6 protein-coding genes are annotated in these 15,549 nt (G+C 35.3%); all 6 read left to right on the top strand.

Going from position 1 to position 15,549, the window contains the following annotated elements; all coding sequences use genetic code 11:
- Nucleotides 1-135 precede the first annotated feature (135 nt).
- The 6 genes from DFQ06_RS05060 to DFQ06_RS05035 all read left to right on the top strand — a co-directional run bounded on the left by DFQ06_RS05060 (nt 136) and on the right by DFQ06_RS05035 (nt 15,546).
- A complete protein-coding gene (locus DFQ06_RS05060; protein ID WP_133966405.1) occupies nt 136-3,345 on the top strand; it encodes a BNR-4 repeat-containing protein in 3,210 nt (1,069 codons plus the stop codon).
- 67 nt (nt 3,346-3,412) lie between these two features.
- Nucleotides 3,413-5,329 carry an ulvan lysase-like protein gene (locus DFQ06_RS05055; protein ID WP_133966403.1) on the top strand — a complete coding sequence of 639 codons (1,917 nt, stop codon included), beginning with the start codon at nt 3,413-3,415 and terminating at the stop codon, nt 5,327-5,329.
- A gap of 413 nt (nt 5,330-5,742) precedes the next feature.
- Nucleotides 5,743-8,844 carry a SusC/RagA family TonB-linked outer membrane protein gene (locus tag DFQ06_RS05050; protein ID WP_159140025.1) on the top strand — a complete coding sequence of 1,034 codons (3,102 nt, stop codon included), beginning with the start codon at nt 5,743-5,745 and terminating at the stop codon, nt 8,842-8,844.
- A gap of 10 nt (nt 8,845-8,854) precedes the next feature.
- Nucleotides 8,855-10,726 carry a RagB/SusD family nutrient uptake outer membrane protein gene (locus tag DFQ06_RS05045; protein ID WP_159140026.1) on the top strand — a complete coding sequence of 624 codons (1,872 nt, stop codon included), beginning with the start codon at nt 8,855-8,857 and terminating at the stop codon, nt 10,724-10,726.
- A 39-nt stretch (nt 10,727-10,765) separates the two neighbouring features.
- Nucleotides 10,766-13,798, top strand: coding sequence for a SusC/RagA family TonB-linked outer membrane protein (locus tag DFQ06_RS05040; RefSeq protein WP_133966398.1), 3,033 nt, complete (start codon nt 10,766-10,768; stop codon nt 13,796-13,798).
- Between the two features lie 26 nt (nt 13,799-13,824).
- A complete protein-coding gene (locus DFQ06_RS05035; RefSeq protein WP_133966397.1) occupies nt 13,825-15,546 on the top strand; it encodes a RagB/SusD family nutrient uptake outer membrane protein in 1,722 nt (573 codons plus the stop codon).
- The last annotated feature ends 3 nt before the right edge of the window (nt 15,547-15,549 follow it).

Raw genomic sequence — 15,549 nt, 5'->3', positions numbered from 1 at the left:
AATTAATCATTAAGCATAATTATTATGATCCAGATTGTTTGGTTAGAATAAGCAGTTATGTCTTATTACAAGGTATAACGTTTTTTTTAACATGCAATCCGTTAAAAACTAAACTAGAATTTTAAACTAATTTTAATGAAAACAAAAATACAATTAAGCACTACAAGAAACTATGGAATGTTAATGGTGTTTCTATTAGTCTCGTACTTATCATCTTTTAAAATATCGGCACAGGTTACTTTTATGGATAGCACGAAGGTTACTAACGATGCTTTTTATTTTTGGAAAGAAAGCGACCCTAAACCATACCATTATGGAGCTAGTATTAATCCACATGGTAATTGTGTGAAAGTTTCAAATGGTTATGTGTTTTATACATGGTACCGGGGTGGTTGGAGCAATCGTGCCTTAATGGTTTCTCGTAAGAAAATTGGAGAAGGAACATGGGTGCATGTAGCGCTACCTGCTAAGTTAAGTTTGGTTGGAGGAAAAGGAGATACGCATTTAACCACCAATATAGGAATTTGCCCCATAGATGGTACAGTACATTTAATGTTTGATCACCATAACGAAGATTTAAATTATATAAGATCGAAGAAAAATATAGCATTTGCTCCAGATAGTGAGTTTACTGCCGAGAACTTTCTTCCTCAACAAAACTACTTAACGCCTGGAAAAGTGGTTGGCGGGGTTACTTATCCCGATTTATTTAACAATGACCAGGGAGAAATGTATTTTGAAAGAAGATTAGGTTCTGCTGTTGGAGGAGATATTGTTATGACATATTATAACGGAGATACTTGGTCGCAGGAAACTACAATAATTAAAGGAAGAGGGGCTGAGGTAACTCAAGGAGAACGAAATTTTAGCTATGGAAGTGCACACTTTATTAATGGTAAATTTTACTACACCTATTCGCCACGTTGGGCAGAGTCTCCAACAGTACTGGGTGAAGGTGTTTATTTGATGGAATTAGGTAAACGAATGGACAGTAAAGCAACAAATGTAGCAGGAAAAAGTTTCGATTTACCTATTATAGATCACTCTCCGTTTTTTATTGCCGATCCGCGAAGTGTTCCTGACAATGCAGGTTGGGCAGGAGGACCTCAAGTTGCTATTTCGCCCAAAAATGATATTTATATGTACATTCAACCTAAAAAGACAACGCATTATAATTATCTGAAAAAAGCAGGAGAAACAGAATTTATTGAAGATAGAGGCAAAGGCGGGTTAGGTACCTTTTATGGAAACCGTATGTATAAGTTTGTTACTAGTGGTGAGGATCTAGTGGTTAATAGTTGTTTGGCAGGAAGCTATGAATGGCGCGAAGATTTTAGAATGAACGTTGGAGCTCGATTTAGGAAAAGTGTTAAAATTATGGATAACGGAACTATTGTAGCCGTATTTAGCGAGAGAATAGATAGCGATAAAGTACCTATTTATTGTTATGTATTAAAAATTGAAAAAGAAGATTACATCCCCCAAACCATAAGTTTTGAAGCTATCGAGGAAAAAACAGAAGGCGATACCAATTTTCAGTTAGATGCAACAGCCAGTTCTGGGTTACCTGTTTCATATATTTCCACAAATACCAATATAGCTCGCATTGTTAATGGTAATACCGTAGAGATTATAGGTGTTGGATCTTGTAATATTGTGGCAAGTCAGGTAGGAAATGGAGTCTATGATAATGCACCGGATGCATCTCAAACCTTGGTGGTTCATGCAAATGCCTCTAAAACAAATCAAACTATTCAATTTGAGTTAACTTCAACTACTCATGTTTGGGGTAGCCCCGATCAAACTTTAAACGCTATAGCAAGCTCAGGATTAGTTGTTCAATACGAAAGCACTAATACCAATGTAGCTGTTGTTTTAGAGGGGAAAGTACATGTAAAACGGGCCGGGAAAACCACTATCAATGCGTTACAACTAGGTGATGATACTTACAATGCGGCACCTATTGTAGGCCACGAACTTGTAGTACCTTTAAAGGAACAGGAAATTACTTTTTTAGAAATTCCGGAAGTAACATCAGGCGACCCAGCATTCCAACTTCAGGCTAAAAGTAATAATCCGGATGCAAACCTTAGGTTTCTATGTCCAAATAACCAAGTCGCTATTGTTTGGAGTAATCAAGTTAGACAGGTTTTGGGAGCTGGCTCTGCTACCATTACTGTCTCTGGCGCGGGTAATGAGTTTTTTACTTCGGCACAAACTACCCAAACTATAAAGGTGAACCCAAAAACTCATATCATACCTACAGATATTGAAGCAGAATATTACACAACAAAAAGTGGTGTAAATATTACTAGGTGGAGTAATACCGTATTTTATCTAAATTCATGGAACATTGATGATTTTGCTGAATATACTATTGATGTACCCGAAGATGGTGTATACGAAATTGAGGTTTTTGCAGCATCGCCCGGGTCTTCTAAAAAACTTAAAGTGGTTAGTGGTTCAACTAAACTCGCCGATATAGCTCTTACGGTAACACCAAATCTAACTGTATTTAAAGGCTCTAAAGCAAATATTACGCTTAATAAAGGCGTGCAGAAAATTAAATTAGTGGGCGTTATTGGAGGCTTTAACTTCGACCGCATGAAAATAACTAAAGGCCAGATAGTAGGTGGTGCTGATGGCGAAGGTGTTTACAAGTTAATTAATGTAGGTACTGGGAAATTTTTGGGTGCAGGAGTCGCAGGTAGCCAACCGGTAATTATGCAGGATTCTGGTGAAGGGCTAGATAGAAAATGGGAGTTTGTTAAAACTACTGTTGGAGGTGTAGATTATTATAATATAGACAGTAAAGACATTGGTATATTGCGTTATACAGGAGCAGGGTTTTCTGCAGGTGCATATCTTGTAGTAAGTACAACCAAAGAATCTCCGGCAGGTGATACCGATAAAATATGGACAATACATTATAACGAAACAGATAATACCTTTAGGTTTGAGGCTAAAAGCAATGGCAAGTTTTTGTATCATGATATTGATGGTAATTGTTACAACATAAGTGCTGATGCGGATGATGCTAGAAGTAAATGGAAGGTTGAAGGCCATGGTGGCCCATTACTAAATCTGAAAAATCAAGATATGTTGGTGTCTTCTATAAAAGTATATCCTAATCCAGCAGAAGCAAGCTTTATATTAGCCCTAAACAATTTAAATACGTCACATATAAAAATATATAATATTTTAGGCAAGCTTGTTTTTGAAACAACCACAAATGAGAAAAATATGCAAATAGTGAACCGTGGGCAATTTACTTCCGGAATTTATTTAATAAAGGTTTTAACCAATAACCAAAAGGTATTTTACACTAAACTTATAATTAAGTAAGATCTTTAGTGAGAGGTACACTGGGAATTAGGATAGTATTAATAATTTTTTTGATAAAAACAAACAGATGAAAAGACGCAATTTTATACAGCTTTCAACCTTTGCCGGGATTGGCTTGTCTCTCCCAATTTCTAGTGTTTTTAGCGCTTGTTCAAATCATTCAGAGCATTCACTGGAATTTAAAAATTTAGTTTCTGGTCTATTAAAAGATTGGTGTGATGGGATGATTAAAGTGCAGATTAACAATCCGTCTAATTTAGAGGAACATGGAGCTTTGGGGTGTCCATCTTGTTCACATATACACGGCCGCTGTATGGATGCTGTTTATCCATTTTTATATATGGCCGATGTTACTGCCGATAAAAAGTATTTAGAAGCTGCTAAATTAGTAATGATTTGGGCTGAAAATAATGTATCCCAAGACAATGGAGCTTGGACAGTTATTCCAAACCCAAAATCGTGGAAAGGCATTACCATTTTTGGAGCCATAGCCTTGGCGGAAGCCCTGCATTATCATGGCCACGTTTTGGATAGTCAAACCCGTAAGCAATGGACAGAGCGTTTAGCAAAAGCAGGTCAATATATTTATGACACTTTTACAATAGATTTTACAAATATAAATTATGGAGGAACAGCTATCTATGGCTTAGATTTAATAGGAGGTGTGCTCGGTAATGAGGAGTTTAAATCGAAAAGTAAAAAAATGGCTCAACAAGTAACGGGCTTTTTTACAACAAAAGATCATTTATTGTTTGGAGAGTGTAAACCTGATGCTGGTAAACTTAGTGCTAAAGGTTTGCATGGTGTAGATTTAGGGTATAACGTTGAAGAAACCCTAAATAGTTTAGTTATGTATGCTTTAAAAAATAAAGACGAAAAGTTATTGGAAGTGGTAACCAAATCGCTAGAAAGTCATTTAGAATTTATGCTACCCGATGGAGCTTGGGATAATAGTTGGGGTAATCGGATGTATAAATGGAGCTATTGGGGAAGCCGAACCTGTGATGGTAGCCAACCCGCATTCGCAATGATGGCACATATTAACCCAGCATTTGGAACCGCAGCAGTAAAAAATACTGAATTATTAAAACAATGTACTTCAAAAGGTTTGATACATGGAGGTCCACATTATATATCGGCAGGAATACCTCCTTGTGTGCATCATACGTTTGCGCATGCCAAACCTTTAGCTGTTTTGTTGGATCACTGGAAGCATCTTCCAGAAATTAATAAAAAAGCAGCTTTACCAAGAACGGTTGCAGATGGTGTAAAACATTTTAAAGATATTGATGTCTCTGTTTTTGCAAGGGGAGATTGGCGAGGGACCGTGAGTACCTACGATGCAGAATACCATTATAAATACGATTATCGTCAAGCTACTGGAGGCAGTTTGGGCATATTATATCACAGTAAGGTAGGATTACTTTGTGCAGCTAGTATGGCTGTTTACCAAATGGTAGAAGAATACAATCAGCAACCACAACCAGGTGAAGATATTGCTTTAACACCAAGAATTGAAACTTTTAAAGATGATGAATGGTACACAAACCTTTTTGATTTAACAGCAAGTATGGAGTCTAATGATCAAAATGGGATCATTGAGGTATTGTCAAAAGTAAATCTTAAGAATGAAGCAAGGGAAACCGTTTCGGAAACGGCATCTACATTTCAGTTAAAATATAGCTGTGCAAAAGATTCTCTACAAATACAGGTATCAACAAATCAAAAAATTATAGAACCAACAGCATTTGTATTACCAATAGCTTCGCCTTCTGGGGAAGTGGTGGAGCTTGTAGATGATAATGAAATAAACATTATAAAGCCAGAAGGTGTTGTCAGCATAAAATCAAATGTACCAATAAAGCTTAAAAATATTTCAGGAAGCAGACTTTTTAATATGGTTCCAGGTATTGAGGCTGTACCCATAGAAGTGTTTTTTGAAGAAGATTCTAATGAGTTATATTTAACTATAACCGTGAATTAATAAATAATTTAAAATAGGTTTTTGCTAAAAAAAAAGGGTATATCTTTTTTATTTAAAATAATATCAAAAATCTATTTTGATATTATTTTTTTTTAGAATAAATTGTGTTAGAAAATTCTTCCAAAAGGAAGATCCTCAATATCTGTTAAAGTGTTAATTAAGCCATTTTCTACTCATGTCCATATGGCTAATAAAAGTGTCCCGTTTTTTAGTAATCAAAATTAATTATATGAAGATCTTTAGTTTCTGTAATTAATGCAAAATAAGGTTTTGTTTATTAAAAAAATGTATAAAGTACATTGTTGCATGACAAAACAGGACAGGTTAACTTCTTTTAACATATATATTTACAACAACTAATTTTGAACTAAATGTATATGAAATTAAAAAAAACATTAAAAATTTCGCGAAATATGAGGCGAATTTTTACTGCAGCTGGGATGATACTGTCCTGCATAGGAATGACAAATGCTCAAACAGTTTCGGGAACGGTGTCTGCAGACGGTCTAGTTTTACCTGGCGTTACAGTTGTAGTCAAGGGGACTTCTCAGGGTGCTATTACAGATTTTGATGGAAATTATAATGTAAGCGCAGACGCTCAAAGTACTCTTATTTATTCTTTTATGGGGTATAAAACTCAGGAGATACCTGTTGCTGGTAGGAGTAAAATTGATGTCGTTTTAGTAGAGGATGTTGCAACGCTAGGTGAAGTGGTAGTGGTTGGTTATGGAGTCCAGAAAAAAGAGAGTGTAGTTGCTGCTATTACTCAAATTGAAGGAGAGGCTTTAATGGAAAGAGCGGGAGGATTAACCAATATAGAAGAAGCACTGCAGGGAAACTTACCTGGAGTAACTACTATTCAAGGTAGTGGGATTCCGGGTCAGTCCGACATGCAAATTTTTATTCGCGGTCAAAGTTCTTGGAATGGAGGAGGACAACCATTAATTCTTGTTGATGGAGTACCTAGATCTATGACAGATATTGATATGAATGATGTAGAAAAACTTTCTGTACTTAAGGATGCTTCTGCTACTGCTGTTTTTGGAGTAGAAGGTGCAAATGGAGTAATCCTTATAACAACCAAGCGTGGTAAAACAGGGAAAGCCCAATTGTCCTTATCTGTTAATTCTACCATTAAAATGGTTTCAAAATTGCCGGAAAAATTGGATTCTTACGATGCAATCCGACAGGCTAACAGTTCTATTTTAAGAGAATTACCAATCTCTCCAATAGGATGGGGGGATTACACACCAATGGGAATTCTTGATAAATACCGTAATCCATCAACTCTAGAAGAAAGTTATATATATCCTAATGTGAACTGGGAGGATGAGCTTTTAAAAGATTTTGCTCAAGATTATAGAATTAACCTATCTGCTCGCGGTGGAGGAAAAAATTCTAAATATTTCGCGAGTTTAGCTTATCAAACGGTGGATGATATTTTTGATGGAGCCAAATACGATAGTGGAAAAGGATATCTGGGTGAATATAATTATGAGCGGTTTAATTACCGAAGTAATCTAGATTTTAATATTACAAAAACTACAGAGTTATCGGTAAACCTTTCGGGGTATTTAGGAATTCGAGAATCACCAGCTAATTTAAATGTTGTAGTTAATGGACTCTATGAAATTGCACCTAGTCTGTATACACCAGTATATCCAGATGGTTTATATGGCCAATATATAGACGATGGGTTTGGTATAACTAATCCTATTGTGAGTTTAACCAATACAGGATTTACTACCACTTCTAGCTTTCAAGTAAATACGGATGTTATATTGAAACAAAAACTTGATTTTATAACTCCAGGTTTGAAATTTCAAGGACGGTTTTCGTTAGATAATAATATGAATAGCCAACAATCTTTAACAGACCCAGGAGGAGATGGTCTTGAAAATTTAGTATACCGAGTTTATGATGGAGATCAGGAATTAATTTTGTCTCCAAATGGAGTGAATGATTTTGATTTTGTGGTAAATCCATGGAGAGTAGGAACTTCATCTGTTCAAAATGGAACAAGGTCTCGTAGGTTACTTTATGATATGTCTTTGGATTACTCAAGAACTTTTGCGGAGAAACATAATGTTACTGCATTGTTTTTATTTAGAAGACAAGAGATTGCTAGGGGAAGTGTTTTTCCTACATTTCGTGAAAACTGGGTGAGTAGAGTAACTTATAATTATGATAATAGATATTTTATAGATATTAATGGTGCATACAATGGTTCAGAGAAATTTGGTCCTGGTTTTCGTTTCGATCTATTTCCTTCTGCAGCAGCAGGGTGGACAGTTACTAACGAGGCGTTTATGGATAATGTAGATTGGTTAAATAAACTTAAAGTAAGAGGCTCCTATGGACTTATAGGTGATGATAATTTTAGTGGTAGATGGCGTTATATTACACAATGGCAAAATGGAGGGTCTGCATTTTTAGTGCCTAGCGCTTATCAAGGTAACGGCGGAAGGTCTCCATATATTTACTATACGGAGCAAAGTGTTGGAAATCCTAACCTTCAATGGGAAACAGCTACTAAATATAACGTGGGTGCCGAGGTATCATTATTTAATAATTTAATCACCGCTGAATTCGATTATTTTGGAGAAGACCGAGATAATATCCTTATCACTGGCTCACAACGAGCCGTTCCAGATTGGTTTGGAACAGCTCCTCCCGATTTTAATAAGGGAAAAGTAGAGGTGAGAGGATACGAAATTGTTTTAGGTGCAGACTATAAATTGGGTAACGGTTTAAATCTTTATAGTGATTTAAGTTTTACACAAGCAAAAGATAAAGTTATAGAAAGAGATGACCCTGCGTTAAGACCTTTTTACCAAAAGAATGAAGGTTATACAATAGGTCAATCAAGATCTGCAATTCCTGCTGGAATATTAACAAGTTGGGATGATGTTTATATGTCAACACCACAGATAAATAATCAAGGCCAAACACGCGTGGGTTATTATGATGTGGTAGATTTTGATGGCGATGGTATTTATAATAGCTCTTTTGATAATGCCCCATATGGTTATACATCACGTCCGCAAAGAAACTGGACTGCTACTTTTGGTGCACGTTACAAAGGCTTTAATCTTTCGGCTCAGCTATATGGAACACAAAATGCTCAAAGGAGTTTTGGAAATAGAACCTTCACTAATCAAACAGATTTGATTTTTAAACAAGACATAGATTATTGGACTGTAGATACTCCAAACAATACAGATACCCAACCAGCATGGCGGGCAGAAGCAGCTACTAACCCTAGAGATGGTATTTACGATGCATCATTAACAAGGCTTAAAGCGATTTCATTATCCTATAATATACCTAAAAAGACTTGTAAGAAATTAGGCGTAAAGAGTCTTCAAGTTTTTGCTAATGGTAACAATTTGTTTGTATGGACAGATTTACCAGATGACAGAGAATTTAACGGTGGACTTACCGCAGATTCTAGTTTTAGGGGAGATTATCCTACATTAAGAAGGTTTAATTTCGGGTTTAATTTGAATTTTTAAAAAAATGGTGATGAAAAATTATAAAGTAAAAATAGTATTAATCTTGGGGCTTATGTTCTCGTTTTCATGTGAAGACTACTTAGATAAAGCGCCCGAGTCAGACTTAGATCAAACAGATGTTTTTAAAAACTTCGATAACGCGCAAGGTTTTATTGAGGAAATGTATGCTTTAGTCGTAGATTACGGAACTTCAGCACACACCTTTCAAGACTATTTGTACGGAGATGATGCACATGGTAATAGAACATGGAAGGCTAGTTATCTGATTGATAACGGGGACTTAAATGGTTTAAATTCAGCTAATTATAGTTATTTAACACCATGGAAAGGAGCGGCTTATGGAACCGCTAATAATAATACAAATCAGGCTAATGCAAGTAGAAGACCTGGCGTATGGGATGGTAGTTTAAAAGGAATTCGTAATGCTAATATAGCAATTTCGAATGTAGAGTTAATGGTAAATTTAACTCAAGAGGAAAAAGATGTTATACTTGGACAAGCCTACTTTTTTAGAGCCTATTTTCATAATGAAATTATGAAGTTTTGGGGACGTTTTCCTTATATAAAAGAAGTAATAACTGGTGATGGTTTTACAATACCACGCCCATTAACCTATAAAGATTGCGCTTTAGAGGCTAATGAAGATTACAAAAAGGCCATTGAATTATTACCTGTAGATTGGGATGATATGTTATATGGACAAAAAACCTTAGGCGAGAATATGGGGAGACTCACTAAAGGAGCAGCTTATGCTTTTCAAGGTAAAAACCTACTTCTTGCTGCAAGCCCGTTGATGCATGCTAACAATGGAAGTCTTAATACCTATGAGTATGATACAGAGTTATGCAACATGGCTGTCGATGCTTTTGCAGGGATACTAAAATTAGCAGACCAAGGGAGATATGGATTAGCGACCAATTTGGACGACTATGAAGAAGTGTTTTGGAGAACACCTGCACCTAATATGTGGCCTGGTAGTACAGAGTTTGTTTTTTCTGCTCCAGGAGGTCGAAGTGTTTCTGCTGAAATATTTATGACATCAGGAATGGATAGAGACATCCATGGAAGGTCCGGGTCCGAAATCTCTAGCCCGACCCATAATTTTATCCATAATAATTTTGGAATGGCAAATGGCTTATCAATTGAAGATGATATGAGTGGAAAGTATGGTACACCATTATATGATCCTAACAATCCATTCGAAAATCGCGATCCCCGTTTTTATAAATGGATTGTTATAGACGGCGAAGTGTTTGGAACAAAAGCAACTATACCTGCTAAACATAGAAAAGCTCAACTTTTTACAGGAGGGGAGCATCGTAGTAGTGGTAGTGATAACCAGCCATCTACAACAGGATATATGAGAAAGAAATTTTACCCTGTAGTTAATGGTGAATTTCATAGTAAGTGGAATAGAATTATAAATAAATATATGGGAGTGCGTTTACATATGAGACTTACCGATGTCTATTTAATGTACGCAGAAGCATTACATGCGGCTAAAGGAGCAACTGCAACGCCTGCGTCCTATTCATTAACTGCTGAGAATGTTGTTAATATAATGAGAGATAGAGCAGGTATTCCTCACGTTAATTCATCAATTGTTTCTGATAAAAACAAATTTATGGACGAATTACGACGCGAGAGAAGTGTAGAATTAAGTTTTGAAGCCCACAGGTGGGTAGATCTTCGCCGTTGGGGAATAGCGCATGAAGAAAAATATAGAAGGAAAACATCTTTTGAATTTCCTAAAGACCATTCGTCTTACACGGAAAAACTACTTGTTGAAAGAGTTTGTGAATACCCAAAGCATTATTGGATACCATTTGAGGCTAAACAAACACAGATTTACGAGGGATTTCCTCAAAATCCAGGATGGTAGTTTTATACAATTCGTTTTAATTAATATTAAAGAAAAAAAATGAAGATAAATAAATTATATAGGTTGTTTACTCTAGCGTGCTTAATGTTGTCTTGCTTTTGTAATGTTGCAATAGCTCAAACTGAAGGAACAGAGGTAAAAGCGACCGTGATTGATGAACAAGGTAACCCGATAAACAAAGTTAATGTTTTTGGACCCAATGGTATTCAATCATCGACAGATGTTAATGGACAGTTTCAAATTAAATTACTTAGTGATGAGACTGTGGTAATTCAAAAAAAGGGGTATGAGTCAGAACTAATTAATATGACTGATTTAACTGAGAAAATTACCCTAGTGAAATCTGCTTTTCTGGCCAATGAAGATGACCAAATAAAAATGGGGGTTGCTACCAAGCACCGTCGTGATATTGTAGGTGCCGTATCTTCAATAAATACAAAAGACCGATTAACTTATGATAATACCCAATGGGTTAGAGATTATATTAACGGTTTGATGTTAGGAGTGGAAGGATCTGCGAACGTTAGAGGTTTAGGAAATGCTGTATTCGTAATCGACGGGGTAATAGGTCGTGATCCTAACATCCTAAACATGGAAGAGGTAGAACAAATAACCGTGCTTAAGGATGCTAATTCTGTGGCTCTATACGGAAGTCAAGGTAGAAATGGAGTTATTATAATTAATACTAAACGCGGGAAAATAAATAAAAAAGAAGTTAATGTAAATGTGCGTTCTGGTATTAGAACACCACTTGCATTACCTAATTACTTAGGTTCTGTACAGTATATGGAACTTTATAATGAAGCAAGAAATAATGATGGATTAGATAACTTTTTTGAGCCTTCTCTTATTGAAGAATTTAGGAGCAGTACAAATAAATTTCGTTATCCAGATATAGACTTCTACTCAAGTGAATACTTGCAACCTTTTGTAAATTCCACAAATGTGGTTACAGAGTTTTCTGGAGGAAATGATAAATCTCAATATTATGTTAATGCAGGATGGACAGGAAATGAAGAATGGGTTAGAACAAACTCTGATGCAAATGCAGGAACTAATCGATTTAATTTGAGAGCTAATATAGATTTTAAAGTTAACGATTGGATTACAAGTAGTATTGATGGTATTGCAATTATTAATTCAGACAAGTCGGCATTGTCAAATTTGCTAAGCGCGGGTACAACGTTTAGACCTAACGATTATTCACCTTTATTGCCAGTATCAATGGTTGATACAGAGGCTAATCCAGAACTGGCTGCACAATTAGAAGCTGCTGGAATATTTGATGGAATGTTACTAGGATCTACACAACAATTTCAAGAAAATACACCAGTTGCAAATGCAATTGCAGGAGGTTATCAAAACGATGTGTTTCGTTCTACCCAGTTTAATAATTCAATTGATTTTAATTTAGATAGAATAACCGAAGGTTTATCTGCAAAAACATATTTAAGTTTTGATTTTTATGATTCATACAAATTGTCAATTAGAAATAAATATCGGGTTTATGAACCAACTTGGGAAGATGATAAAATTGTAGCATTAACAGCGTTTGGTGATGTAGATCAAAAAGATTTAACCGAAAATGTTAGTACAAACGGTTTTGTTTCTCGATTGGGTTTTTACGGATTGGTAAACTATCAAAAAACTATTGGAACTAATCATTCAATAAATTCTACTTTTTTAGGGTACTACAACTCAGAGAAAAGAAATAGCGTACTTCAAAAAGATATTGATTCTCATTTTGGGTTTCAATTAGCTTATGATTATAAGAAAAAAATGTTTGTAGATTTTAGTGGCTCTTATGTGCATTCTATTAAACTACCAGAAGGAAATAGAGGAGGTTTATCTCCAACATTGGGTGTCGCTTATATCCTAAGTGAGGAATCTTTTCTTAAAGAAAGTAATTTTGTAGACTATTTAAAGTTAAAAGCATCTGGAGGTATTATAAAGTCTGATAAAGGGATTAACGGTTATTATTTGTACGGTGAAGATTATTCTAATGGAGGAACATTTAATTGGGCCGATGGACAAAGTTCTAACAGAAGACAAGATATCTCGCAAGGAGCAAACCCTAATATGGGATATGAAGAACGTATTGATTTAAATATTGGCTTAGAAGGTTATTTATGGAATTCACTTTGGTTCGAATTTAACTATTTCAAATCAGACCTTGATAAGCAATTAACGTTTTTAACAGATAAATATCCATCTTATTATAACACCTTTAGACCACGAGACAATTATAATAAAAATTCATTTAAAGGTTTTGAAATTGGTGCAAACTATAAAAAAGCTATTAATGATTTTACAGTAAGCTTAGGCGCTAATATTTTATATAGCGAATCTATAGCAACAAAACGATCTGAAGTTAATGAGTTTGACTACCAAAATAGAGTTGGAAGAGAAACATCGACAATTTTTGGACTAGTAGATCAAGGGTTTTATTCTGAGGCTGATTTTAATGTAGATGGTGAAGGTAATACTGTGTTAAATGATGGATTACCTGTTCCTGGCTTTGGTGCGGTACTTCCGGGAGATTTAAAATATAAAGATCAAAACGGAGATAATATTATTGATAATGATGATAGAGTGGCAATTGGACAGTCTAGTAGTCCTTTTAGCTATGGAGTAAATTTAAATTTAAACTATAAAGCATTCAATTTGTTTATTTTAGGTACTGGTCAAACAGGAGGAGATGCTATTAGGTCTAATTCCTACTTTCAAGTAAATGGTAATGATAAATATTCAGAAGTTGTTTTAGGCCGATGGACTCCACAAACCGCAAGCACTGCAACGTTCCCAAGGTTATCAACTCAAACAAATAAGAATAATTTTGGAACGTCTACTTTTTGGTTATACGATAATAGCTTTTTTAAAATTAACCGTGCACAGTTAACTTATGAATTTAATGAGGCTTTAAGTAACAAATTAGGTATGAATGATTTCAGTTTAAATTTTCAAGGGACTAATATTTTAGAACTATCTAAAAACAGAGATATTCGTCAGTTAACTATTGGTGGGGCTCCTCAATTTAGATCTTATACTTTAGGTGTGAGAATGTCATTTTAATGTAAAAACAAAACTTATAAAATAGAATGAGAAATTTAATAAAATATATATTACTAGTATCGGTTTTTGCGGGTATGGTTGCATGTGATTCCTTGGAGCCAATCGATGAGAACAGATTGGACTTTGATTATGTGAGTACAGTTCCCCAATCGGCAGAAGGATTATTATTACATGGCTATAATGGTTTAATAGACCAGTTTATCTTCTCGGAAGTAGCAACGGATGATGCTGTAAATAATAAATTAAATAACGGATATAAGCGAATGGCTCTTGGCGAGTTAACAGCGCAATTTAATCCTGCTTCACGTTGGAATACTTTTGAAAGAGTATTTTACCTCAACAGGTTTTTAGAAGTTATTGAGGCTGGCGAGATTCAATGGAATAGAGATGAAGATATTAATGCATTGTTTTATCAACGGATGAAAGGAGAAGCTTTAGCATTAAGAGCATTACATCATTTTTATGTGTTACAAGCACATGCTGGTAAAGGGGCTTCAGGTGAGTTATTAGGGATACCATATTTTACGGAGTTTATTGAAGCCGATGGTGATTTTAATAAACCGCGTTTATCGTTTGAAGGAGCTGTTGAGGCTATTATGAAAGATTTTGATGATGCTTTAGATTTATTACCTACAGATTATTCAGAAAATGAATCTGACGTAGATCCATGGTATGCAGATGTAGATTTTGGAAAGTATAAAGTAGTAAATGGTGGTCAGTATAATTTACGTATTTCTGGTAGAATAGTAAAAGCACTTAAAGCACGTTTGGCGTTGTTTGCTGCCAGTCCATCATTCTTAAATGGCCAAAATGGTTATTACAATATGGCTGCAAATACAGCGGGAGAAGTCCTAAACACTATAGGAGGTATTTCTGGTTTAGAACCTAACGGTATTGAGTTTTACACATCAGATAATGATATAAATAGTGGCGAAATGATATGGCGTGGATCTATTGGAGGCAATAGTTCAGGTTACGAGGAAAGAATGTTTCCTCCTTCTGTAAACGGTGAGGGAGAGGTAAATCCAACACATAATTTAGTTATGGCATTCCCTATGCAAAATGGATACCCGGCAACTGTAGCTAATGGTTTTGATCCTCAAAATCCTTATGCAAATAGAGATCCTAGATTAGGAAAATATATAGTAGTTAATGGATCTTCCTTTGGAGGGGGGACTATTAATACAGGTGTTGGAGGCGGAATTGATAGATTGGATTCTATACCTCAATTTTCAACAACTACAGGATATTATCTTAAAAAATTATTACGTCCAGATGTTAGGATTAATAATGATGGTACTACCACAGGGAAGAGGCACTATGACGTTTACTTTAGGTACACAGAATTATTTTTAATATTTGCAGAAGCAGCTAATGAAATTGGTGGTCCAGACCAACAAGTAGAAGGTATGTCTGCTCGTGATGTTATTGGAGCAATTCGTCAAAGAGCTGGTATTACTCAACCTGATGCTTATTTAGCAACTATTACAACCAAAGAATCTATGAGAGAGCTAATTAGAAATGAGCGCCGATTAGAATTAAGTTTCGAGGGGCATAGATTTTGGGATCTTCGTAGATGGGGAGTGTCATTAAATGAATCTGCACAAGGATATTTCGATGATGGAGATAATTATGTAGAACTTCCTGCTGTTGAGATTAGAAATTATCAACCATTTGCTACTTATATGCCAATTCCAAACGCTGAAACTTTAAAGTTCTCAGAGTTAGAGCAAAATCAAGGTTGGTAGGAT

It is taken from the genome of Algibacter lectus (assembly GCF_004368925.1).
GTDB classification, from domain to species: domain Bacteria; phylum Bacteroidota; class Bacteroidia; order Flavobacteriales; family Flavobacteriaceae; genus Algibacter; species Algibacter lectus.
This window is presented reverse-complemented; position numbering and strand designations above follow the sequence as displayed.

What these genes read in the sequence shown, in the direction of transcription:
- DFQ06_RS05040 (WP_133966398.1), top strand. Translation starts at nt 10,766, where the DNA reads ATGAAGATAAATAAATTATATAGGTTGTTTACTCTAGCGTGCTTAATG.
- DFQ06_RS05045 (WP_159140026.1), top strand. Translation starts at nt 8,855, where the DNA reads ATGAAAAATTATAAAGTAAAAATAGTATTAATCTTGGGGCTTATGTTC.
- DFQ06_RS05035 (WP_133966397.1), top strand. Translation starts at nt 13,825, where the DNA reads ATGAGAAATTTAATAAAATATATATTACTAGTATCGGTTTTTGCGGGT.
- DFQ06_RS05055 (WP_133966403.1), top strand. Translation starts at nt 3,413, where the DNA reads ATGAAAAGACGCAATTTTATACAGCTTTCAACCTTTGCCGGGATTGGC.
- DFQ06_RS05060 (WP_133966405.1), top strand. Translation starts at nt 136, where the DNA reads ATGAAAACAAAAATACAATTAAGCACTACAAGAAACTATGGAATGTTA.
- DFQ06_RS05050 (WP_159140025.1), top strand. Translation starts at nt 5,743, where the DNA reads ATGAGGCGAATTTTTACTGCAGCTGGGATGATACTGTCCTGCATAGGA.